Source organism: Paraburkholderia oxyphila NBRC 105797 (genome assembly GCF_000685075.1).
Lineage (GTDB): Bacteria > Pseudomonadota > Gammaproteobacteria > Burkholderiales > Burkholderiaceae > Paraburkholderia > Paraburkholderia oxyphila.
In genome coordinates, this window is sequence record NZ_BAYD01000087.1 from 1 (window position 1) to 22,984 (window position 22,984).

Consider the following 22,984-nt stretch of genomic DNA (forward strand, 5'->3'; position numbering starts at 1 on the left):
CCTTAAGCAAAGAGGTGTAGTGGGCAGTTGAAGTTTGTAGTGGTTGTTGCTTTATGCAGTAGGCAGTTGCAGTACGCAGTCAGTAGTAGAAGTGGCGGCATGCAGTAGAAGGTGCAGTGAGCAAAGAGGTGTAGTTGCAGTATGCAGTTCGCAGTGGAAGTTGCTTTATGTAGCAGGTAGTAGCGGTACGCAGTCCGTAGTAGAAGTTGCAGTAATCAGTAGCAAGCCGAAGTAAGCAAAGAGGTTGCATTAGCAGTTGCAGTACGTAGCAAGCAATGGCAGTAAGCAGTCGAAGTTGCAGTACGCAGTAGCAGCATGCAGTCTAGCGCGGCCCGGTACAAACCGGCCCGCGCTTTTCTCTTATGGGCGCTCGACGCGATGCTCGCTCGCAGAGCGGCGCGGCGTGCCGGAGCCACTCGCACAAACAAGTCCCGCGCAAGTCACTCTGTAAGTGATCCGCTAAATGATCCGACCTATGCTGATCAGATGAAGCGAGTAGGCGGAGGTGTGCGATGAGACCCTGGCTGGTTGCGATCATGGTGATCGTCGCGATAGCGACGACGATCGGGCACTCAACGGCGGGCTATGCACACGATAAGGGCGATGGCTACGCGGGTCCGCCGATCGGATTCAAGAAATGAAAATTTGTTAGCTGCCTGCTGTGCTGTGAGTGCCTGGCGTATTGGCTGCGTTTCCCGCGGCGTGGATATTTGCGTGCGGGACGGCCGGTCGTGATCGACTCAGTGGAGATGACAAATGAAAGCGCGACGCATCTTTGCAGCCATCCTGGCTGTGTTGTTTGCTTTGGCACTTCCAGCTTCCGCGAGTTACGCGTGTGGAAACGATAGCTATAGCCAGCCAAACGGCGAAGGCAAGTAAAGCGGATGCGTGACCCGCAAGCGACCAGAAGAAAAGTCCAAAAGAAAAGAGCAAGCAGAACCACACAAGCCCGGCTTTCTCCGTGAAACGCCGGGCTTGGCTTTATCCGCGCCGCAGCCGCGCGCAAGTCATCAGCGAGCCGGCAGATGCGGCACGCCTTCGTTGCTCGTCACGCTCAACTGATGGATCGTCCGGTGCGCCTTGTTCAACTGCGCTTGAGCGGCGATCCGTTGTGCTTCGAGTTGCGCCACATCCTTGCGTACCTGATGCTGGCGCGCGCTCACGCGATGCTCCTGCTCCGCGTGGCGCTGCAGGTCGACGCGCAGCCGCTCGGCCTGCGCCTCCGATTGCTCGATCTGTTTCGTGAGCATCGCGTTCTGTGCCGCCAGCTGGGCGAGCCGCGTTTCGCCATCGGCGAGGCGCGTCGCCTGCTCTTCGAGATGATGAAACGCCGCGCCGGCCGCATCGAGATCGGTGGCGCGCAGCGCGTGCCAGAGCGTGTTGTCCTGGTGCAGGGTCACGAAGTAGGAGAGCGTGGGGCCATGAAACATCAGCGTCACCACGTAGTCGAAGCTGCGGAACACGCGGAAGGTCGCGAGCTCGTTCGCGGCGGCGAGGGCTTCGAACGAAGCGCCGTCGGCGAGTTGCACGGGCCGGTTGGAGAGGTGCGAGGGCACGGCCGGCACCGCGTGCAGCGTGGAGACCGGGCGCGACGCCGCGGCGGTGTCGGGCGGGCTCGGGGCAAGCGCGCCGGTTTCGGCGGACGGGCTGGCGTCAGTGACGGCCCCGGTGCTCGCGGACCGCGCGGCGGGTTCGTCGCGCTCGACTGCGGCATCCTCGGTGCGTGTTGCTTCTGGCGGTGCCTCGTGCTCGACGGGGACGAGGTGCGACGCGCCGTTGGAGAGCACGGCGCTACGGCGATTCAGGAACGACTTCACGGCGTATCCCCCAAAATGTCATGGTAGACATCGCGGCGGCCCGGGCGTCGGGGCGGCGGGCCGTGGCGGTCGGCACGCGGTCGAGGTGGAGCGGCATACTGCGGGATAGGCAGCCCGCTCCGCCATGGCCTGTGGTCAGCTCAGTGCAGCGGGCGCCTCCGGCGTGCAATGTCGTCAAAGAGCGCACAGCCGGGCTCGAGTGCGAACAGCCAGGTTTCGTCATAGCCGCTCAGGGTGTCGAGCGCGTCGCGCAGGCGCTCGACCACGATGGCCGGAATCTCGACCGTGGCTTCCCGGCCCCCGGACAGCCGGGCGATACTGGCGTGCTGGATCAGTTCGTCGGCGGCTTCGGCGACGTCGGCGGCAAAGACGAGATGGTTGTTCAACAGTTCGACGAGGCCAGGCGATGTCGCGACGTCTTCGACGTTGAGCTGCACAGAAAGGAAAGTGGCTTTGTTCATCCTCGGATTCCTCACGGACGTTGCACCACAGCGAGAGGCCTTTCGTCTGATTATCTGATGAGAGCAGCAAGACCCAGTATAGGCGAGGGTGCAAGCGGGTGCGCCGGGCGTGCGCTGGGTGTCCGCAAGCGTTCCGCGGGCCCCTGGCGGGCGAGGGCGGCGCGCGGCCTGCGCGCGAAAAAAGACCGTCACGCACGGGACGATATAATGGGGGCCGTTCGCCAATTCCGGCTCAATCAGGGTATCGCAGGCGAACGCCAGCGGCCCCACGCGCATTCAAATACGTATCCCTGTCGTACGTAGCGAGGAACCAGCGAGGTACAGCAAGATGAATCGACAACGGCGAAACCCGGGCACGTACGCGGCACTGGCCGCGCTCACGCTCGTCTGCAGCGCCTGCAGCACGCTCATGCCCCCCTGGGAGAGCGCACCGAGCCCCGCACCCGCCATGACGTCCAACGGCGTGCCCGCCGGCTACTACCGCGTGAACCCCGGCGACACGCTCTCGCGCATCGCTGGCGCCTATGGCCAGCGCCCGCAGGACCTCGCGAACTGGAACCAGCTGCCGCCGAACGCGCAGGTGCTGCCCGGCCAGGTGCTGCGCGTGGCGCCGCCGCCGAGTTATGCCAATGTCGCCCCGCCGCCGCCCGCCTATACCAACACCGCGCCCGCGGCCGCCGGCGTCGCCGCGCCTGTGCCGGTCGGGGTCACGCTCGCGTGGCCCGTGCGCGGCCCGATCCTGCAGCGCTTCTCGCCGGGCAAGTCCAACGGCATCATCATCGGCGGAACCCAGGGCGAGCAGGTCAAGGCCGCAGCGGCCGGCCGCGTGGTCTATGCGGGCACGGGCATCGAGGCCTATGGGCCGCTCGTCATCATCAAGCACAACGACCAGACCGTGACGGCCTACGGCCACAACAGCAAGCTGCTCGTGAAGGAAGACGACGCCGTCGCGCAAGGCCAGCCGATCGCCGAAATGGGCGTCGACAACGACGGCATCCCGGGCGTGGTGTTCGAAGTGCGCAGCGACGGCAAGCCGGTCGATCCGCTGCAACTGCTCCCGCGTTAAGTCCGCGCCCTGCGGCACGATCGCGTGCCCCGCGCCGGGTCCCTGCGCACCCGGCGTGTCCAGGCGGTTGGCGCGTCAGCCCCGGCTTCCCACTACGCGCCGTTTGAAAATACACTCGATGGTTTCCACGCCGCGCAACGCGGCGGAACGTGCCGTGCGCGCACGGCCATTACGAGGATGCCATCCGCATGATTGATCTGCGTAGCGATACCGTTACCCGCCCGGGCCCAGCCATGCTCGCCGCCATGACCAGCGCCGAAACCGGCGACGACGTCTGGGGCGACGACCCCACCGTGCTGCGCCTGCAGGCGCGCATGGCCGAAGAGGCCGGCAAGGAGGCGGGGCTGTTCTTTCCCAGCGGCACCCAGAGCAACCTCGCCGCGTTGATGGCGCATTGCGCGCGCGGCGACGAATACATCGTCGGCCAGGCGGCCCACACGTACAAATACGAAGGCGGCGGCGCGGCGGTGCTCGGCAGCATCCAGCCGCAGCCGCTCGAGAATGCCGAGGACGGCACGATCGCGCTCGAGCGCGTCGCCGCCGCGATCAAGCCGATCGACGACCACTTCGCGCGCACGCGCCTGTTCGCGCTCGAGAACACCATCGGCGGGAAGGTGCTGCCCGCGGCCTATGTCGCCGAGGCCACGCAGTTCGCGCACGGCCGCGGCCTCGCCACTCACCTCGACGGCGCGCGCGTGTTCAATGCGGCGGTGGCGTCGAATCAGCCGCTCAAGGCGCTGGCCGAGGGGTTCGACTCGGTGTCGATCTGCTTTTCGAAGGGGCTGGGCGCGCCGGTGGGCTCGGTGCTGGTGGGCAGCAAGGCGCTGATCGACGTGGCGCACCGCTGGCGCAAGGTGCTGGGCGGCGGCATGCGCCAGTCGGGCGTGCTGGCGGCGGCCTGCCTCTACGCGCTCGATCACAACGTGACGCGTCTCGCCGACGACCACGCGAATGCCGCGCGCCTCGCCGCCGGGCTCGCGCAGATCGACGAAGTGAAGGTGGCGTCGCAGGCCACCAACATGGTGTTCGCGCAGTTCCCGCAGGCCGATTGCGCGCCGCTCGAGGCGTGGCTCAAGGAGCGCGGCATCCTCACGCAGATGCTTTACGCGTCGCGCTTCGTGACGCACCTCGACGTGAGCGCCGCCGATATCGACACGTTCGTGGCGGCGGTGAAGGACTACTTCAAGCGCTGACGAGGACGCGGGCGGGGTGTGTGCCGCGCAGGTGCCCCCTGCCTTCCTATTTGCTCACCCCGCGATGCGACGGCGCGAACAGCCGCAAGCCGCTCACCACGCTCGCCACCGCCGCGAATGCGGCGCCCAGACCCAGCGCCAGCGTAGGCCCATGCGCGCCCGCAATGCCGAAGCACAACGCCACGAGCGCCGCGCCCGTCGTCTGCCCGAGCAGGCGCGAGACGGCGATGGTGCCGCTCGCACCGCCACTGCGCTCGGGCGGCGCGGACGACATGATCGCCTTGAGGTTCGGCGACTGGAAGAAACCGAAGCCCGCGCCGCAGATCGACAAGCGGATCACGATGTCGGCCAGTCCGGGATGCGCGGGCAGCATCGCGAGCGACGCCATGCCGGCCGCGAGGATCGCGAGGCCGATCGCGCCGAGCAAGCCGGGCGGATAGCGGTCGGAGAGCCGTCCCGCAATGGGCGCGGCGGCGGCCACGACCACGGACCAGGGCGTCATCAGAAAGCCGGTCTCCACCTGGCTGCGCATCAGCACCGTTTCGAAATAGAACGGCAGCGAAACGAATGCGAGCCCCTGCGCCGCGAACGAGCACATGGCGGTCAACGACGAGAGCGCGAACACGGGCTGCCTGAACAGGTCGATAGGCAGCATCGGCGCGGGATGGCCGGCCTCGCGGCGGATCAGCAGCGCGCCGAACACGAGCGCGGTCGCCGCCGCTATGGCCACTTCCTTGCCCGGCGCGCGCTGCGCCGCCTCGCCGAGCGCGAAGATCAGCGCGGCGAAGGCCACTACGTTGAGCAGCGCGGCGAGCGGGTCGAAGGCATGCTTGCCGCGCTCCGTGTGCGGCAGTGCCGGCAGCGCGAACACGAGTGCGATGACCCCGAGCGGCACATTGATCCCGAAGAGCCAGGGCCAGGTGCCCGCCGAGAGGATGATCGAGGCGATGGTCGGCCCCACGGCGAACGAGACGCCGACGATCAGCGCGTTCATGCCGAGCCCCCGCCCGAGCCGGTGTGGTGGGTAGAGGAAGCGGATCAGCGCCGTGTTGACGCTCATGATCGCGCTCGCGCCGAGCCCCTGCAGCACGCGCGCGCCGGCGAGCGCCGTGAGCGTGGGCGCGAGCGCGCAGGCAAGCGACGCCACCGTGAAGATCGCCAGCCCGCTGATATAGATGCGCCGGTGGCCGATGATGTCGCCGAGCGCGGCGAGCGGCAGCAGCGTTGCCACCATCGCGAGCTGGTACGCGTTGATGATCCAGACCGAGGCGGCGGGCGCCGCGTGCAGATCGGCGGCGATGGCGGGCAGGGCGGTGTTGGCGATGGCGGTGTCGAGCGTCGCCAGCGCGACGGCGAGCATGATGGCGGCCAGGGCGCGGCGGTTTTTGGGCGACATCGGCGCGTCGGCGCGCTCGGTGAGGCTTTGCGCGGTGCGGGTTTCGGACACGGCGGATCTCGGGTGATGCGAAGGTGGGGCAGGTACGCGCAGGCGCGGCGCGGGCGATTCCGCGATTGTTGCAGACGCGGCGCGTTTCTGCAGCGCACGCTTCAAAGCGTGAGCCACCTGTAAGGTGCAGTGAAAACCGGCTCCGAATACGAGCGCACTCACGAAAACTGAACCTGTCGCCAGGCTTCAAATGCAACTAACCGCCAACCGTGCGCGATCCCCGCGAGCCGCCAGTGCAGCGTGCATTCGCGCGAGAGGCCATGCGCAACATGAATGCCGCGCCGCCGCACGCCACCCAAAAATGTCCTACTCTGCAAACTGATCCGCGCCTGCCCAGCCGCCGCCTTGGCCGCATCCGCTGGACGCAGCGCGCCGTTTTTCCGGGAGACATTCGATGACAGCAGTGGGTCTTGAATTCGACCAGTTGAAGAGCAGTGCCGACGCCCTGCGCCGTTCCGTGTCCAACCGCCTGATGTATGGCGTCGGCAAGGACGCCGTGACGGCGCGTCCGCAGGACTGGCTGCACGCCGCCGCGCTGGCCGTGCGCGACCGCCTCGTCGAGCGCTGGATGGTGACCACGCGGCGCCAGTACGACCAGGACGCCAAGCGTGTTTATTACCTGTCGATGGAGTTCCTCATCGGCCGCACCTTCTCCAATGCGCTGCTCGCGCTCGGCATCTACGAGCCGATGAAAGAGGCGCTCGCAGGCGTCGGCGTCGACATGGAAGCGCTGATCGATCTCGAGCCCGACGCCGCGCTCGGCAACGGCGGCCTCGGGCGCCTCGCCGCCTGCTTTCTCGATTCGATGGCGACGCTCGGCATTCCGGGCTTCGGCTACGGCATCCGCTACGAATACGGCATGTTCCGGCAGCAGATCATCAACGGCGAGCAGGTGGAGGAGCCCGACTACTGGCTGAGCTCGGGCAACCCGTGGGAGTTTCCGCGCCCCGAGGTGCAATATTCCGTGCACTTCGGCGGACGCACGGTGCAGAGCAACGGCACCGTGGAGTGGATCGAGACTGAGCACGTGAACGCGATGGCCTACGACACCATCATTCCCGGCTATGCGACGAGCGCGACCAACACGCTGCGCCTGTGGTCCGCGCGCGCCGCCGAGGAGCTCGACCTCTCCGCGTTCAACCAGGGCGACTATCAGCGCGCGGTGGAGGCGCGCAATGTCTCGGAGAACGTCTCGCGCCTGCTCTATCCCGACGATTCGACCATGGCGGGCCGCGAGCTGCGCTTGCGCCAGGAGTACTTCTTCGTTTCGGCGACGATGCAGGACCTGATCCGCCGCTACCTGCGCACGCACAGCACCTTCGGCCGCTTCTCCGAAAAGGTCGCGGTGCACCTGAACGATACGCACCCGGTGCTGGCGATTCCCGAGCTGATCCGCCTGCTCGTGGACGTCCATCACATGCCCTGGGACGAGGCGATGGGCCACGTCAAGCGCGTGTTCTCGTACACCAATCACACGCTGATGCCCGAAGCGCTGGAAACCTGGGATGTCGAACTATTGGCGCGTCTGCTGCCGCGCCATCTCGAGATCATCTTCGACATCAACGCCGCGTTCCTGCGCGAAGCGAGCGAGAAAGGCGCGCACGATCTCGACTTCATTCGCCGCATTTCGCTCGTAGATGAATACGGTCAGCGGCGCGTGCGCATGGCGTATCTCGCGATCGTCGCGAGCCACAAGGTGAACGGCGTCTCGAAGCTGCACTCGCAGCTGATGACGCGCCATATCTTCGCCGACTTCGCACGGCTCTATCCCGAGCGCTTCACGAACGTGACCAACGGCATCACGCCGCGGCGCTGGCTCGCGCAGGCGAGCCGGCCGCTCGCGCGGCTCGTGGACGAGACCATCGGCACGCACTGGCGCACCGATTTGTTCGAGCTCGGCGCGCTGCGCAAGGTCGCCCGCGACGCGGCGTTCGAAGCAGCGTTCCGCGCGGCCAAGCGCGAGAACAAGGTGCGCCTGATCCGCAAGCTCACCGCGCGCACCGGCCTTGCGTTCAACCCCGACGCGCTGTTCGATATGCAGGTCAAGCGCATCCACGAATACAAGCGGCAGCTGCTCAACGTGCTGCATGTGATCACGCGCTATAACCGCATCGTGCAGGAGCCCGAACGGGATTGGGTGCCGCGCGTGGTGCTGTTCGCGGGCAAGGCGGCTTCGGCTTACCGCATGGCCAAGACCATCATTCGCCTCATCAACGACGTGGCCGAGAAAGTGAACCACGACCCGGTCGTGGGCGAGCGCCTGAAGGTGGTGTTCGTGCCGAACTATGGCGTGAGCGTGGCCGAAGTGCTGATTCCGGCGGCCGATCTTTCCGAGCAGATCTCGACGGCGGGCACCGAGGCGTCGGGCACCGGCAACATGAAGCTCGCGCTCAACGGCGCGCTCACGATGGGCACGCTGGACGGCGCGAACATCGAGATCGGCGAGGCCGTGGGCGCGGACAACATCTTCATCTTCGGCAATACGGCCGATCAGGTCGATGCGCTGCGCTGTGCCGGCTACCGCCCGCGTCAGCTCTACGAGGAGAATGCCGAGCTGCGCATGGCGCTCGACCAGATTCGCCGGGGCTTCTTCTCGCCCGGCGACCCGGCGCGCTATGCGGAAATCTTCCACACGCTCGTGGACTGGGGCGATCACTACATGGTGCTCGCCGACTACGCGTCGTTCGTGCAGGCGCAGGAAGCCGCGGACCGGCGCTTTGTCGACGTGCCCAGCTGGACTGCGAGCGCAATCGAGAACGTGGCGGGCATGGGCATGTTTTCGTCGGACCGCGCGATTGCGGAGTATGCGCGCGAGATCTGGCACACGAAGCCGATCGACACGGGGCGCTGACCCGCGCCCTGGCGCGCTCGTGCGCCGTGCGGTTGCCCGCGGGCTCGCCGCGGACCGGATGCGGATTTACTGTGCGGCGGGGCGCGCTGCGCTCGCCTCGGCGCTGGCGGCCTTGGCCGCGCGCACGGCCTGCTCGACGCGCTCGAGGAAGGCAAGGTCGTTGCTCCAGACCGCTTCGCGGGATTCGCCGCCCGTCACCACGAAGAGCTGGTGTTTGGCGTCCTGCCAGATCCACGCGAGCCAACCCACCACCACCATCATCACGCCGCACCCGAGCCCGGCTCCCGAGCCGTATGCGCCGCCCACGGCGGCGATCGCCACGCCGATCAGCGACAGCGCGATGGGCAGGCCGCGATTGCGCCGCCCGGCGACGACGCGCAGGTCGTCGATGTCGCGCAGCGGAAAGACCTGGCCCGCGGCGGATAGTGCGGTGCGCGTGACCGAGACGCCGGCCTCATTGAAAGGGAGTTCCATCGGTTCGATCGCTGCGAGGGGAAAGGGCGCAGCGTACCAGAAGCGCGCGCGGGGCGGCAGGCTGCACGCCGCCGCAGGCAGGCCGGCGAGGCCGCCGCGCCCGCCACACGGTGTGCCTGGCGCCCGCCGCGGCGGGCGCCAGGCCGTGCGTGCTTAGAACTTGTGGCGGATGCCGACACGCACCGCGACCTGGTTCTGCGAGCCGCTGCCCGAGGGCGCGAAGATGCTCGACGAGGAATCGCCGATCTGCGCCTGGACCGGGGCGCCCTTGTAGGTGCCCGAAGCGTCTTCGTAAGCCACGAGCGCGTACACGTCCGTGCGCTTGCTGAGCGCGTAGTCGGCCGATGCGTTGACCTGGTTCCAGTGCGCCGTGAACAGGCCCGATGCACGCGAGTACGTGTAGCCCACTGCGCCCGTGAATGCCGGCGTGAACGCGTACTTGGCGCCGGCTTCATAGGCGTTGTAGAGCGTCGAGGAGCCGGTGACCGGTGCGAAGCGCGTATTGGTCCACAGCAGCCACATCGTGGCCGGGCCGAACACATAGCGGCCGCCGAAGCCGAACGAGCGCAGATCGCGGATCACGCCCGTGCTGCTGCCGGTCGTGTTGACGTTGGCGAGCGAGGTCGAGAAGGTCGTGGGCGATGCCGCGGCCGGGTAGGTGATGTCGGTGTACGCGCCGCCGAGGCTGAACGGACCGTATGCGTAGTTCGCGCCGAAGCTGTATGCACGCGACGAAGCCGTCGTCGTGCCGGCCGGCGAGCCTGCGAACGAGGTCGTGTTCGAGAAGCCATAGAGGCCGCCGAACGTGAAGCCCGAGAAGTTCACGCTCTGGAACTTGACCGCGTTGCTGATGCGGCTGGACGTGAGCTGGTCGACGTCGTTGACGTGGTAGGCCCAGTTGCCCGAGACCGTGTTGCCGCCGGTCGAGTACTGCCCGCCGAGCACGTCGGTGCTGAACGAGTACTGGCGGCCGAACGTGAGCGAGCCGATGTTGTCCTTCGTGAGGCCCACGAACGCCTGGCGGCCGAACATCGAGCTGCCCTGGCCAGCCGTGCCGTTACCGACGTTGAAGCCGTTTTCGAGCACGAAGATCGCCTTCAGGCCGCCGCCCAGGTCTTCCGAGCCGCGCAGGCCCCAACGGCTGCCTTGTGCGACGCCGTCGCCGAACGTGAAGGCACTCGAGCTGCCCTTCGTTGCGTTCTGCGTGTGGTTGATGTAGTTCACGCCCGCATCGATCAGGCCGTACAGGGTCACGCTGCTTTGCGCATGGGCTGCGCCGGCAAAGGTGGTCAGAATAGCGGTGGTCAGAATCTTGTTTTTCAACTGTTTCTCCGGGTAAAGGACGTATGTCTCCGGCGCTCTGGTGGGCCGGTTGATGCGACGCGCTGCAATTTAAGGGTCGGCCGCGAAAGAAATGTGACAGTAAGGATATGCAGGCTGAATGTCGCCTCGGTGTGGCGCGGATGCGACAAGGGGCTTGCGAGCGGCGTCAGGCGGCCACGAGCCGCGCCGGGACTGGCTCGGCGGGATTTTGAAGGGGGGCGATGCGGGGCTGGAACCGGAGAAAGGCGGGTTATAAGATTTTCTGCTTTGAATAATCCAGATGCGTCTATGGATCTTCGGTTTGCCTGGCAATGCGAATGAACTGAGAGGGAGTTTTCCCGATGTGGAGCACTGGCTCATGCAAGACACGAGCCAGTGCGTTTGGGCAAACCTCAGAGCGAGAGCAGCGAACCCGTGCGGATCGGCTTGTCGCCCGCAATGCGCGCGATCTCCATGCCGGCCGTCGCGAAGCGCGCGCTATGCCGCGCGTACATCACGCCGCTCACGCTTGCGTGCAGCGTGGTCAATGCGTCGGTGAGCGGGTCCACGATGTCGGCGACCGGCGCACCGGCTTCGATCCACGCGCCGCATTCGGCGCGGAACACGATCACGCCGCTCGCAGGCGCGACGATCGGCTCCGTGCCCGCGAGCGGCGTGGCCGGATGCGCGAGCGGCGGCAGCGGGGCCGCCGTGCCATCGATCACGCCGCGCTCGATCAGATAATCGACGATGGCCTGCGCATCGCGCTCGGCGAATTCGTGCGAGACGTCGCGCTGGCTGCGCAGCTCCACGGTCACGGAAATCGAGCTATGCGGAATTGGGAAGCGGTGGCCGAAGCGCTCGCGCAGCTCCGACCAGCAGAAGCTGTGAATCTCGTCGAAGGGATTGCCGATCGAGTTGAGCGCGAGCAGCGATGCCCTGGCGTCCAGATAGCGCGCGAGCGGCTCGACTTCGGGCCAGAGCTCGGGATTCGTGTAGATGTGCAGCGCGGCTTCCCAGTCGCAATGCAGGTCCAGCACGATGTCGGCGTCGTAGGAGAGGCGTTGCAGTGCCAGGCGCTGCGATTCGATCTCGGTCTTCGGCGTTTGCGCCGCGAGCGCCTCGCCCATCGCGGCGCGAATGGCCGCGCGGTTCGCGTCGGCATCGGGACCGAGGCGGGACTCGATCTGCGGCAGCACGAGCGCCGTGAGATCGTAGAAGCTGCGATTGAAGTTCTGCGCGGTGTTCGACTCGAAGCGGCCGATGAGATGGCCGAGCCAATGCTGATTCAGGCCGATGGGGTTCGCCACCGGCACGATCACGATCTCGCCGCGCAGGCGGCCCGCGGCTTCGAGCGCGGCAAGCTTGCGCCGCAGCGCCCAGGCCGCGAGCATGCCGGGCAGCTCGTCGGCATGCAGGGACGCTTGCACGTACACCTTCTTGCCGCCGGGTTGGCCGTAGTGGAAGCTCGTGATCTGGCGCGCGGTGCCGAGTGCGGGCGCTATCAACGGATGGTGGTGGGTTTGCATGATGGGCTCGCGCGGCGCGCTGAGGCGCACGGCGCGTTCAGAGTGGGGGTATGAATGGCCCGAACGCGGGCCGGTGCCCATGATCTTAGCTGATATGGACAGCGGGCTGAAAGCAAGCGCCCGCATCCCGCGGTGCGAATAGGCAAGCCCAAAAAGCAAAAGCCCAGACCGGATGAGTCTGGGCTTTTTTACATCGGCAACCCGGGACCGCGTCTTTACGCGGTCGCGGCGCTATTGCAGTGCTTAGCCGCCGTACACGTCGAAGTCGAAGTACTTCGACTCGATCTTCTTGTACGTGCCGTCCTTGATCATGTCGGCGATGGCCTTGTCGATCTTGGTCTTCAGGTCCGCGTCTTCCTTGCGCAGGCCGATGGCGGCTGCGCCCGTCGGGATTTCCTTGCCTGCGAACTGGAAGCCGGCGCCGCGCGGCGTCTTCAGGAAGCCGAGGTCGGCTTGCACTTCATCCTGCAGCGCTGCGTCCAGACGGCCCGAGAGCAGGTCGGCGTAGACCTGGTCCTGGTTCTGGTAAGGCACCACGTTCACGCCCTTGGGCGCCCAGTTTTCCTTCGCATAGGTTTCCTGGATCGTGCCCTGCTCGACGCCCACCGACTTGCCCTTGAGCGAATCGGCGCTCGGCTGCAGGGTCGAGCCCTTCTTGGCGACGAGGCGCGTCGGCGTGTTGAACAGCTTCGCCGAGAAGGCGATCTGCTCTTCGCGCTGCGGGGTGATCGTCATCGAGGACAGCACGCCGTCGAACTTCTTGGCCTTCAGGCCCGGGATCATGCCGTCGAAGTCTTGCTCGACCCACACGCACTTCGCGTTCAGGCGCTTGCAGATCTCGTTGCCGAGGTCGATGTCGAAGCCGACGAGCTTGCCATCGGGTGCCTTCGATTCGAACGGCGCGTAGCTCGCGTCGACGCCGAAGCGCACGGTGGTCCAGTCCTTGGCGTGGGCGACGCCGGCCGAGACAGCCAGCAGGGCAACGGACAGGGTGGCAAGCAGTTTTTTCACTATGTGTACTCCTCGGTATGGTTCAGGGCGCGCAGCATGCGGTCGTGCCGCCGCCGCGCCTGGTTCCGGCGCGGCTCGCGCCGGAACATTCGTTGGGCTCGCTGGCTTGGGAGCGAGCGGCGGCGCAAAGCTTACCCGGTCAAAATTGCTGCGTCGCTAGTGTAATACCGGATAGCGGGATTCGATCCGCTGAACGTCCGTTCGTACGCCTCTACAACGAGGCGCAAAGCCTTGTGGGATAAGGCGCTCGGGGTTAGGGGCGGGAGCTGTCGGCGGCGCCGGCGAGGGCGATTGCGATGCTCCGCCGCAACAGTCTGAAGAATGCGCGCGGCATATGAAGGGGAGTTGAAAACGAAACGATGGCGTACCGTTGGGTCCGTTGTCAGGTACGCCCTTGTTACGCCGTGCCGCTGCCGCAGTGCAGCACGAGCGGCGCGCGTGAACGGGGCATATAGAGAGCGCGCACGAATGCGCGCTTTGCCCAGGCTCAGACCATGCGTGCACCCGCGCGGTACGTGGCGCGCGGCACCGGCAGCGTGTCGAGCATCGTCACGCGCACGAAGTCCGCGCGCAGGCCGGGCTCGATCGCGCCGCGGTCGGTGAGGCCCGCCTTGCGCGCCGGCTCCCACGAGACCGTCGCGAGCGCGCGCGGCAGCGTCCAGTCGGCCTTGGTCACGAGATCGAACGCAGCGGTGAGCAGGCTCGACGGCACGTAGTCCGACGAGAGGATATCGAGCAGGTCCGCCTGCGCCAGCTCGAGCGCGGAGACGTTGCCCGAATGCGAGCCGCCGCGCACCACGTTCGGCGCACCCATGATTGTGGCGATACCGCGCTTTTTCGCCTCGACGGCCGCCGCGCGCGTGGTCGGAAATTCGGCGAGCACGATGCCTTCGGCCGCCGCTTGCTCGACGTGCTCGACGAGCGTGTCGTCGTGGCTCGCGAGCGGGATGTTGCGCGCGCGGCAGCGCTCGACGATCTCGCGGCGATGGGCGTCGGCAAAGCGCTCCTGCTCGGTGGCCATCTCGGCGAGCATGGTTTCGGCCTGCTGGTCGGTCCACTTGCCGTGGCGCTCCTGGAAGCGCCGCCATTGCGCGCGGTCGTGCCACTGGCGCTGGCCAGGCGTGTGGTCCATCACCGAGGCGAGGCGCAGGAGCGGGTGCTCGCTCAGGATGTCGAAAAGCTCGATCACGTCTTCGGTCGCGATCTCGCAGCGCAGATGCAGAAAGTGCTCGGCGCGCAGCAGCTTGCGCTCCGAGAAGCGCGAGAGCGCGGCGGCGCTCGCGAGCTGCACGTCGCGGCCGCGCACGCCCACGGCGGCGCGCGTGCCGATGGCGAGCGCGTCGAACACCGTGGTGATGCCGGCGGCGGCGATCTGCGCGTCGTGGATCACGAATGCGGCGTCGGTGTTCCAGTGCACGCCGGGGCGCGGCGCGAGGTGCTTTTCGAGGTTGTCGGTGTGCAGCTCGACGAGCCCCGGCAACAGGAAGTCGCCTTCCCAGTCCTGCGCGTCGGGTGCGGCGGTCGTGCCGCGCGAGATCTCGCGGATCGTGCCGTCTTCGACACGCAGCGTGCCGGTGAAAACTTCGTCTCGCGTCACGATGCGAGCGTTCTTGATCAACATCGTCGGGCTCCGGAAATCGGGTCGTAATACAGTACAAGCAGCGCTTCGAGCGCGGGTTCAACGGTGATTCTGCCTGCCGCAAATGACAGGCCGCGGCTTTTCAAGGCACTTTCAGGCCATTTCAGCAACGCTCGCCTGCGCCTGCGCCTGCGGGGCGGCGAGCGCCAGCACGCGCGAGGCCACGCGCTCGCGCGTGTCCTCGTCGTGAAAGACGCCGACGATCGCGGCGCCGCGCTCGCGCGCCTCCACGATCAAGCCCGCGACCACCGCGCGGTTTTCGGCGTCGAGCGAGGCCGTCGGTTCGTCGAGCAGCAGCACGCGATGCTGCGCGATCAGCCCGCGCGCGATGTTCACGCGCTGCTGCTCGCCGCCCGAGAAGGTGGCGGGCGCGAGCGGCCAGAGCCGCCGCGGCACGTTCAGGCGCGCGAGCAGCGCGGCGGCTTGTTCGCGCGCTTCGTCCTCTTCCACGCCGCGCGAGACGAGCGGCGCGGCGACGATATCGAGCGCGGACACGCGCGGAATCACGCGCAGGAACTGGCTCACGTAGCCCACCACGTTGCGGCGCAGGCGCAGCACGTCGTGCGGCTCGGCGCCGGTGATCTCCAGATGCTGCCCGGGCACCGCTTCGTCGCGGATGGCGATCGAGCCGCCGCTCGCGAGATAGTTGCCGTAGAGGCAGCGCAGGAAGGTGCTCTTGCCGGCGCCCGAGGGGCCGACCAGCACGACGCATTCGCCGCGCTCCACGTCGAGCGAGACGCCCGCGAGCGCTTCGATGCCGATGCCGCCCTGGCCGTGCAGCGTGAAGGTCTTGCGCACGTCTTCGGCGCGCAGCATGAGTGCGGGGCGTTCGGCGAACGCGCGCGCGATCGAGGGATCGGGAGTCATGGCTCGTCCTATACCGGCAGCACGGAAGCTACCAGAGTTTGTGTGTAGGGGTGCTGAGGATCGTCGAGCACCTGGTCGGTCAACCCCGCTTCGACCACGCTGCCGCCTTGCATCACCATCAGGCGGTGCGCGAGCAGGCGCGCGACGCCAATGTCGTGCGTGACGATCAGCACCGAGAGATGCAGCGTCGTGGTGAGCGTGCGCAGCAGGTCGAGCAGGCGGGCCTGCACCGAAACGTCGAGGCCGGCGGTGGGCTCATCCATGAACACGAGGCGCGGGCCCGTGACGAGATTGCGCGCGATCTGCAGGCGTTGCTGCATGCCGCCCGAGAACGCGGCGGGCAATTCGTCGATGCGCGTGGCGTCGAGCTCGACGCGCTGCATCCACTGCTGCGCGGTCTGGCGGATGCGCCCGTAGTGGCGCGCGCCCACGGCCATCAGCGGCTCGCCGATGTTGGCGCCCGCCGAGACGCCGGCGCGCAGCCCGTCACGCGGATTCTGCTGCACGAAGCCCCATTCGGTGCGCGCGAGCAGGCGCCGACGCGGCTCGGAAAGCGTGAGCAGGTCGAGCGTTTCGCCGTTCGCGTTCACATACTGCAGTGTGCCGGAGTCGGCCGGGGTGCGCAGCGCGAGCGTGTTGAGCAGCGTGGTCTTGCCCGAGCCCGATTCGCCGACGATGCACAGCACCTCGCCGGGATACAGGTCGAAGCTCACGTCGCGGCAGCCGTTGCGGCCGCCATATTGCTTCGTGAGGTGGCGGGCGCGAAGGAGTGGCGTGAAACCCGGCGTCATGCGTGTTCTCCTGCTGGCAATGCCTGTGCGCTGGCCTGCGAATTTTCCTGCGAATTTGCCTGGCTATCCTCAGCGTCTCGTCGCTCGTGGCAATAGTCGCTGTCCGAGCAGACGAACATGCGCTTGCCAGCATCGTCGACGATCATCTCGTCGAGGAAGCTCTCGCGCGAGCCGCACAGCGCGCACGCGTGCTCCCAGCGCTGCACTTCGAACGGGTGATCGTCGAAGTCGAGGCTCTTCACCGGCGTATAAGGCGGGATCGCGTAGATACGGCGCTCGCGGCCCGCGCCGAACAACTGCAGCGCGGCATTCATGTGGAGCTTGGGGTTGTCGAACTTCGGAATCGGCGAGGGCGACGTGAGATAGCGGCCGTTCACCGTCACCGGATAGTCGTAGGTCGTGGCGATGCTGCCGTGCTGCACGATGTCTTCGTAGAGCTTCACGCTGATGAGCCCGTAGTCGGCGAGCGCGTGCAGCTTCTTGCATTCGGCCACGCGCGGTTCGAGCCGGAACAGCGGCTCGGGCATCGGCACCTGGTAGACGAGGATCTGCTTCTCGGTGAGCGGCGTTTCGGGAATGCGGTGGCGTGTCTGCACGATCGTCGCGTCCTGGGTGCGGCGCGTGGTGGCGACGCCCGTCGTGCGCGCGAAGAAGCGGCGGATGTTGACGGCGTTCGTGGTGTCGTCCGAGCCCTGGTCGATCACCTTGAGCGTATCGTTCGCGCCGATGATGGCCGCCGTCACCTGGATGCCGCCCGTGCCCCAGCCGTACGGCAGCGGCATTTCGCGTGAAGCGAACGGCACCTGGTAGCCGGGCACGGCCACCGCCTTGAGCAGCGCGCGGCGGATCATGCGCTTGGTCTGCTCGTCGAGATACGCGAAGTTGTAGCCCTCGGCCGCCTGGGTTTCGTGCGAGGCGAGCGAGGCGTCAAAGGTATCGGGCGCGTTCATGCGGCCTCCCCGGTTGGCATGTCGCCGCGTTCTTGCTGCGCACGCAGGCGGCGCACGAGTTCGAGCTCGGCCTGGAAATCCACGTAATGCGGCAGCTTCAGGTGCTGCACGAAGCCCGAGGCCTCCACGTTGTCGCTATGCGAGAGCATGAATTCGATGTCCTGGGTGGGGGAGGCCAGTGTTTCGCCCAGCTCCTCGGCACGCAGCGCGCGGTCGACGAGCGCCATCGCCATGGCCTTGCGCTCCGCGTGGCCGAACGCGAGGCCGTAGCCCTGAGTAAAGGCGGGCGGCACATCCTTGCTGCCCGCGAACTGGTTGATCATCTGGCATTCGGTCAATTCGATCTCGCCGATCTCGACCGCCCCGCCAAGCTCGTCGAGCACCATTTCCACGGCCACCGAGCCAAAGCGGATCTCGCCCGCGAACGGATGCGAATGCGCATAGCCGCGCTGCGTGGCGTAGCCCATCGCGAGCAGGAAGCCTTCGTCGCCGCGCGCGAGGTTCTGCAGGCGCACGGTGCGATCGGCGGGAAACGCGAGCGGCTCGCGCGAGAGGTCGCCGGGCTCGCAGGCCTCGCTCGACGGCGTCTCCTGCTCGATCAGGCCTTCCTTGTCGAGCAGCGTGACCACGCGCGGCATGGGCGCGGCTTCGTTTGAGGCGTTATGTTGCGCATGAGACAGCGTAGTCGATTCGCTATCCGAAGCATCGTCGCCTTCCGCGAGCAGCGCGAAATCGAGCAGGCGCTGCGTGTAGTCGTAGGTCGCTCCCAGCACCTGGCCGCCGGGCACGTCCTTGAAGGTGGCGGAGATGCGGCGCTGCACGGCCATCTGCTCCGTTTCCACAGGCAGCGTGTAGCCGAAGCGCGGCAGCGTCGTGCGATACGCGCGCAGCAGAAAGATCGCTTCGACGAGATCGCCCGCAGCCTGCTTGATCGCGAGCGCGGCGAGTTCCTCGTCGTAGACCGAGCCTTCGGCCATCACGCGCGCCACGGCAAGGCGCATCTGTTCGCGGATCTGCGCGACGCTCAACTCGGGCACGCGGGTATCGCCGCGGCGCGCCTGGTCGAGCAGGCGCCACGACGCTTCGATCGCGCGCTCTCCTCCTTTGACGGCGACGTACATCAGTTCACCTCCACGCGAGTCGTGCGCGGCAGGCCCATGATCTGGGCGCCGCAGACGAAATAGAAGTCGATGCCGCATGGAAAGAGCGGCGCGAGCTCGGCGCGATCCTCCCAGAAGCGCGCGGGCAGGCCGGCGGGCGCGATGGTGTGCGTCGACTCGATGCCGGGGCCGCGCAGCGTGATCGACGGGCCGTCGGTCAGGGAATCGACGCGCACGAACACCGTGGCCGATTGCTCCGGCGATTCGGGCGTGCCGCATGCGAACGCATCGAGCGGCGGCAGCGCGCCTGCGTCGTGCACGTAGGCGAAGGCGGCTTCGCGCGGCGTGCCCGCGAGCGGGGCGTCCGCGTGGAAGCGCAGCGCGGACGCCAACGCGGCGTCGGGCTGCGCGAGCCACACGGGCGTGGCGTAGTCGCAGAGCGTGAGCAGCGCGGCAAACACCGCGAGACCCGCGCGCGGTGCACCCGATGATGAGGCCGGCTCGCTAGTCGCGGCGGGCAGCGGCGTCTCGATCGTGGCGATCGTGCCGGGGCGCGAGAGCGCGCCGAGCAGCGTGCGGAATACGGCCTGGGTGTCGTGGACCGGATCGGCGAAACCGGGCGCGAGCGTATCGAGCGACTCGTGAAGGGCCGCCTGCGTGCCGGACGTACCGGGCGTATCGGGGATGCTGGGTTGTTCGTTCATGCGTCGCCTCGAACCATCGTGAAGAACTCGACCTTCGTGCTGGCGGTCTCGTCGCGTTGCGCGGCGCGTTGCGCCGCCAGGCGTGCCGCGAGCGGCTCGATCAATTGCGCCTGGAGCCGGGCGTGGTGCTCGGGCTGTTGCAGGAGCGCGTCGGCGAGCGCGGCGAGCTCGGCGCGGCGCTTGTCGCGGCCCAGCAGGCATGCAACGCCCACGGTGGCGCCACTGCCGCCTTGCGCACGCAGCCGCAGCGTGGCGCGCGTGACGGTGGCTTCGCCGAGATTGAAGGCGTTGCCGGTGCCGCCGATGCGCCCGCGCACCATCGCGAGCCCGGTCTGGGGCGGGCGCAACCAGTCGAAGGCCGGCGCGCGCGCGCCGCCGAGCGCCGCGCTGAAGGCCGCTTCGAGCTCGGCGCGCGGGGTGCGCGCGAGAACCGCCATCCAGGCGCGCCGTGCGGCGGACGCGGCGGTGGGCGGGACGGGAGATGCGTTCATCGGAGTTCCTGTGTCGTGAACGAAGGTGTACATTGAAGCATCTACTCATCTAAACGTCTAGATGTTTAAACGGGTAGCAACACTGTGAGCGCAAGGGCAACGTTTTCATATTTTCATCACGCCATGCACACTACAATGCGCAAGCTACACCCCATATTGGAACCGGGAGGAATGACAGCACCATGACATCGAACGACGACGCCCCGCACAGCACGCTCGAGCGCGGCGCAGGCGTGGCGGTGTGGCGGCAGATCGAACAGATCCTCGCGGCCGAGATCGCGGCCAAGGGCTTCGGCGATGACGGCCGCCTGCCGAGCGAAGGCGAGCTCGCGCGGCGCTTCGACGTGAACCGCCACACGGTGCGTCGCGCCATGCTGGGACTCGCGGCGCTCGGCCTCGTGAGCGTGGAGCAGGGGCGCGGCACTTTCGTGCAGCCCGGGGCGATCGACTACACCATCGGCAAGCGCACGCGCTTCACGGAAAACCTGCAGCGTCACCAGCATTCGGCGGTGGGCAAGCTGCTCGCGTCCTCGCGCGTGAAGGCCGATCCAGGCGTTGCGAAGGCGCTGGGCTTGCGAGCGGGCGCGCTGGTTTATCGGCTGGAGACGCTGCACGAGTCGGACGGCGTGCCGCTCACCTACGCGCGCAGCTGGTATCCGGCCGCGCGCTTCGCCGATTTTCCCGCGGTCATGGAGCGCGTGGACAGCACCTCGAAGGCGCTCGCCGAATACGGCGTGAGCGACTATCTGCGCAAGTGGAGCCGCATCGGCAGCGTGCTGCCCGAGCCCGAAGTGGCGCGGCGCCTGAACATCAACCGGCAGCAGCCGGTGCTGTGGGTCGAGAACGTCGACGTCGATCTCGACGGCGTGCCGATCAAGTACGGCATCACGCATTTCGCGGCAGACCGCGTGCAGCTGATGGTGGAGCACGACGTATGAGCGCGGCGCACGAAAGCTGGAGCGAAGCCACGCGCTTTGCGATCTATTACGCGCCGCCGCGCGCGTCGCAGTGGTGGCGGGCCGGCTGCGCCTGGCTCGGCCGCGACCCGGAAAGCGGCGAGACGCTCGCGCCGCCGCGGCCCGCCGCGCTCGCGCAGCCGCTTGAGGCGCTCACGGGCGCGCCGCGCCGTTATGGCTGGCACGGCACGCTCGTGCCGCCGTTCCGTCTCGCGGCGGGCGTGACGCCGCAAACGCTGCTTGCCGCCGCGCAGGCATGGGGTGCGGGGCGTGCGCGCTTCGAGGTTGAGGTGGAGGCAGCCACGCTGGGGCGCTTCGTCGCGCTGCGGGCCGCCGATGAAAGCGGCGCCCAGGCGTTGCGCGAACTCGCCGCTTCAGCCTTGCGCACGCTCGGCCACCTGCGCGCCGCGCAAACGGCCGACGAACTGGCGAGGCGCCTCGACGCGCCGCTCACGCCGCGCCAGCGCGCCTATGTCGAGGAATGGGGCTACCCATACGTATTCGATGAATTTCGCTTCCACATGACGCTCTCCGATTCGCTCGACGACGAAGCGCTGCGCACCTCGCTCACGCATGCCTGGAATGCGCAGATGCGCGACGCGGGCCCGCTGCCCGTGGAGGGTGTCGCGCTCTACGTCGAGCCGCATCCGGGCGAGCCGTTCTCGTTATGGCGACGCGTGGATTTTCCCGCGGATTGCGTTGCCGACGGGCAGGCACGGGTGCGCGCATGACGTCCCGCCTGATCTACGTAATGGGCCCCTCGGGCGCGGGCAAGGACTCGCTGCTCGGCTTCGCGCGGGCGAGGCTCGCGGCCGAGGGCGTGCTGTTCGCGCATCGCTACATCACGCGCGAAGCCGGCGGCGGCGAAAACCACATCGCGCTCACCGACACCGAATTCGAAGTGCGCTCGCGCCTTGGCCTCTTCGCGCTGCAATGGCGCAGCCATGCGCTGCGTTACGGCATCGGCGTGGAGGTCGACCAATGGCTCGGGCTGGGCTGCACGGTGGTGGTGAACGGCTCGCGCGCCTACGTGAGCGAGGCGCTTGCGCGCTATCCGCGTATGTCGCTCGTGCACGTGAATGCCGCGCAGCACGTGCTGGCCGCGCGGCTCGCCTCGCGCGCACGGGAGACGCCGGAGCAGGTGGCCGCGCGTCTTGCGCGGCGCGCGCCGTTCGAGGTGCCCGCGGGCGCGTCGCTCACGCATATCGACAACTCGGGGAGGCTCGAGGACGCGGGCCTCGCCTTCGTCGCGGCGGTGCAGCGGGTGGCGATGGCCTGAGCGAGCCGCGTGCGGGGCGGCAAGCATGCGCCGGGCGCGCTTAAGGCGACCTTATGCGGGCGCAAGGGCGCGCATCGATACTGGGTATTTTTGGCGAGTGCCATGGGTCATGCGAAGATGCATGCGACCCCGTGAACCCATTCGAGAGTGCCCTTGGACCGTTTCCAGGAGATGCAGATATTCACGCGCATCGTCGACCGCCGCAGCTTCACGCATGCGGCGGAAGACCTGAGCCTGCCGCGCGCCACCGTCACGAATTCGATCAAGCGCCTGGAGGCGCGCCTCGGCGTGCGCCTTCTCGAGCGCACCACGCGCCAGGTGAAGCCTACGCCCGACGGCGACGCCTACTACCAGCGCTGCACGCGCCTGCTCGCCGAGCTCGAGGAAACCGAGGAGGCCTTTCGCGACACCGATCCCCAGGGGCGCCTGCGCGTGAACATGCAGGGCACGCTCGCGCAGTATTTCGTGATGCCGCGCCTGCCGCAGTTTCTCGCGCGCTATCCGCGCATCGAGCTCTTCATCGGCTCGGGCGATCAATTCGTCGACCTCGTGCGCGAGGGCGTCGACTGCGTGCTGCGCGCGGGCGAGCTCGCCGATTCGTCGATGATCGCGCGGCGCGTCGCGCTGCTCGAGCAGGTCACGGTGGCGAGTCCCGCCTATCTCGAACGGCACGGCGACCCGGCGTCGATCGACGCGCTCGCGTCGGGCCATCACGCGGTCAACTATCTCTCGCCGGCCACGGGCCGCGCGCATCCGCTCGAATTCGCGCTGCCCGAGGGGGTGCGCACGCTCACGCTGCCGGGCCCGGTGGCGGTGAACGGGGCGGAGCTCTACACGGCCGGCGCCGTTGCGGGGCTCGGGCTCGTGCAGGTGCCGCGCTACCGCGTGCGCGAGCAGCTGGCCAACGGCGAGCTGTGCGTCGTGCTGGCGGACCAGCCGCCCCCGCCCATGCCGGTTTCCGTGCTGTTTGCGCAGAACCGGCAGCTTTCGCTGCGCGTGCGCGCCTTCGCGGACTGGCTCGTCCAGGTGTTCGCCGACGCTTCGTGAGGCAGGCGC

Annotated in this window: 22 protein-coding genes; 8 read left to right on the top strand and 14 right to left on the bottom strand. The window is 67.6% G+C overall.

From position 1 onward, the window contains the following. Window positions 1-512: 512 nt before the first annotated feature. On the top strand, window positions 513-641 hold the full coding sequence (locus BO1_RS61820) for a hypothetical protein (protein WP_281179225.1): 129 nt from the start codon (window positions 513-515) through the stop codon (window positions 639-641). 369 nt (window positions 642-1,010) lie between these two features. On the opposite strand, the gene BO1_RS35980 is transcribed toward BO1_RS61820, so the two are convergent. Continuing rightward, window positions 1,011-1,817 (bottom strand): DUF2968 domain-containing protein, encoded by an 807-nt coding sequence (locus tag BO1_RS35980; protein WP_028221711.1) that lies wholly within the window; start codon window positions 1,815-1,817, stop codon window positions 1,011-1,013. Between the two features lie 140 nt (window positions 1,818-1,957). Beyond that, window positions 1,958-2,278 carry a hypothetical protein gene (locus BO1_RS35985; RefSeq protein ID WP_028221712.1) on the bottom strand — a complete coding sequence of 107 codons (321 nt, stop codon included), beginning with the start codon at window positions 2,276-2,278 and terminating at the stop codon, window positions 1,958-1,960. A gap of 328 nt (window positions 2,279-2,606) precedes the next feature. Here BO1_RS35985 and BO1_RS35990 point away from each other — a divergent pair, with 328 nt between their 5' ends. Continuing rightward, entirely contained in the window at window positions 2,607-3,344 is a 738-nt protein-coding gene (locus BO1_RS35990) for a peptidoglycan DD-metalloendopeptidase family protein (protein WP_028221713.1), read from the top strand. A 188-nt stretch (window positions 3,345-3,532) separates the two neighbouring features. Next, entirely contained in the window at window positions 3,533-4,537 is a 1,005-nt protein-coding gene (gene ltaE / locus BO1_RS35995) for a low-specificity L-threonine aldolase (protein WP_028221714.1), read from the top strand. Between the two features lie 46 nt (window positions 4,538-4,583). Here ltaE and BO1_RS36000 read toward each other — a convergent pair whose 3' ends face one another. After that, the gene (locus BO1_RS36000) at window positions 4,584-5,933 is read right to left on the bottom strand and encodes an MFS transporter (protein ID WP_028221715.1); all 1,350 of its coding nucleotides are present in this window, start codon (window positions 5,931-5,933) and stop codon (window positions 4,584-4,586) included. Window positions 5,934-6,378: 445 nt separating this feature from the next. Here BO1_RS36000 and BO1_RS36005 point away from each other — a divergent pair, with 445 nt between their 5' ends. Further along, entirely contained in the window at window positions 6,379-8,835 is a 2,457-nt protein-coding gene (locus BO1_RS36005) for a glycogen/starch/alpha-glucan phosphorylase (protein ID WP_028221716.1), read from the top strand. Between the two features lie 66 nt (window positions 8,836-8,901). Here the strand turns inward: BO1_RS36005 and BO1_RS36010 are convergent, their stop codons facing one another. The 11 genes from BO1_RS36010 to phnG all read right to left on the bottom strand — a co-directional run bounded on the left by BO1_RS36010 (window position 8,902) and on the right by phnG (window position 19,693). Continuing rightward, window positions 8,902-9,309 carry a DUF6232 family protein gene (locus tag BO1_RS36010; protein WP_028221717.1) on the bottom strand — a complete coding sequence of 136 codons (408 nt, stop codon included), beginning with the start codon at window positions 9,307-9,309 and terminating at the stop codon, window positions 8,902-8,904. Window positions 9,310-9,462: 153 nt separating this feature from the next. Next, the gene (locus BO1_RS36015) at window positions 9,463-10,632 is read right to left on the bottom strand and encodes a porin (protein WP_043287999.1); all 1,170 of its coding nucleotides are present in this window, start codon (window positions 10,630-10,632) and stop codon (window positions 9,463-9,465) included. Window positions 10,633-11,024: 392 nt separating this feature from the next. After that, window positions 11,025-12,140: a succinylglutamate desuccinylase/aspartoacylase family protein gene (locus tag BO1_RS36020; protein ID WP_028221719.1), complete on the bottom strand. Its 1,116-nt coding sequence runs from the start codon at window positions 12,138-12,140 to the stop codon at window positions 11,025-11,027. A 243-nt stretch (window positions 12,141-12,383) separates the two neighbouring features. Then, window positions 12,384-13,151: an ABC transporter substrate-binding protein gene (locus tag BO1_RS36025; RefSeq protein ID WP_028221720.1), complete on the bottom strand. Its 768-nt coding sequence runs from the start codon at window positions 13,149-13,151 to the stop codon at window positions 12,384-12,386. Between the two features lie 487 nt (window positions 13,152-13,638). Then, window positions 13,639-14,772, bottom strand: a complete 1,134-nt coding sequence (locus BO1_RS36030) for an alpha-D-ribose 1-methylphosphonate 5-triphosphate diphosphatase (protein WP_028221721.1) — start codon at window positions 14,770-14,772, stop codon at window positions 13,639-13,641. 111 nt (window positions 14,773-14,883) lie between these two features. Further along, window positions 14,884-15,657 carry a phosphonate C-P lyase system protein PhnL gene (gene phnL / locus BO1_RS36035; protein WP_028221722.1) on the bottom strand — a complete coding sequence of 258 codons (774 nt, stop codon included), beginning with the start codon at window positions 15,655-15,657 and terminating at the stop codon, window positions 14,884-14,886. Between the two features lie 8 nt (window positions 15,658-15,665). After that, entirely contained in the window at window positions 15,666-16,448 is a 783-nt protein-coding gene (phnK, locus tag BO1_RS36040) for a phosphonate C-P lyase system protein PhnK (RefSeq protein WP_028221723.1), read from the bottom strand. Then, the gene (locus BO1_RS54145) at window positions 16,445-17,398 is read right to left on the bottom strand and encodes an alpha-D-ribose 1-methylphosphonate 5-phosphate C-P-lyase PhnJ (RefSeq protein ID WP_043288002.1); all 954 of its coding nucleotides are present in this window, start codon (window positions 17,396-17,398) and stop codon (window positions 16,445-16,447) included. The genes phnK and BO1_RS54145 overlap by 4 nt, the downstream gene beginning before the upstream one ends. Beyond that, window positions 17,395-18,519 (bottom strand): carbon-phosphorus lyase complex subunit PhnI, encoded by a 1,125-nt coding sequence (locus tag BO1_RS36050; protein WP_028221724.1) that lies wholly within the window; start codon window positions 18,517-18,519, stop codon window positions 17,395-17,397. Before BO1_RS36050 ends, BO1_RS54145 begins: the two co-directional genes overlap by 4 nt. Further along, window positions 18,519-19,202 carry a phosphonate C-P lyase system protein PhnH gene (gene phnH, locus BO1_RS36055; protein WP_084688472.1) on the bottom strand — a complete coding sequence of 228 codons (684 nt, stop codon included), beginning with the start codon at window positions 19,200-19,202 and terminating at the stop codon, window positions 18,519-18,521. The genes BO1_RS36050 and phnH overlap by 1 nt, the downstream gene beginning before the upstream one ends. Next, window positions 19,199-19,693: a phosphonate C-P lyase system protein PhnG gene (gene phnG, locus BO1_RS36060; protein WP_028221726.1), complete on the bottom strand. Its 495-nt coding sequence runs from the start codon at window positions 19,691-19,693 to the stop codon at window positions 19,199-19,201. Before phnG ends, phnH begins: the two co-directional genes overlap by 4 nt. 182 nt (window positions 19,694-19,875) lie before the next feature. On the opposite strand from phnG, the gene phnF reads away from it, so the two are divergent. The 4 genes from phnF (at window position 19,876) to BO1_RS36080 (ending at window position 22,975) form a co-directional block, all read left to right on the top strand. Beyond that, entirely contained in the window at window positions 19,876-20,631 is a 756-nt protein-coding gene (gene phnF, locus BO1_RS36065; RefSeq protein ID WP_028221727.1) for a phosphonate metabolism transcriptional regulator PhnF, read from the top strand. After that, entirely contained in the window at window positions 20,628-21,380 is a 753-nt protein-coding gene (locus tag BO1_RS36070; protein WP_028221728.1) for a DUF1045 domain-containing protein, read from the top strand. The genes phnF and BO1_RS36070 overlap by 4 nt, the downstream gene beginning before the upstream one ends. Then, entirely contained in the window at window positions 21,377-21,928 is a 552-nt protein-coding gene (gene phnN / locus BO1_RS36075) for a phosphonate metabolism protein/1,5-bisphosphokinase (PRPP-forming) PhnN (protein ID WP_028221729.1), read from the top strand. Before BO1_RS36070 ends, phnN begins: the two co-directional genes overlap by 4 nt. Window positions 21,929-22,081: 153 nt before the next feature. Continuing rightward, window positions 22,082-22,975, top strand: a complete 894-nt coding sequence (locus BO1_RS36080; RefSeq protein WP_028221730.1) for a LysR family transcriptional regulator — start codon at window positions 22,082-22,084, stop codon at window positions 22,973-22,975. Window positions 22,976-22,984: the final 9 nt, after the last annotated feature.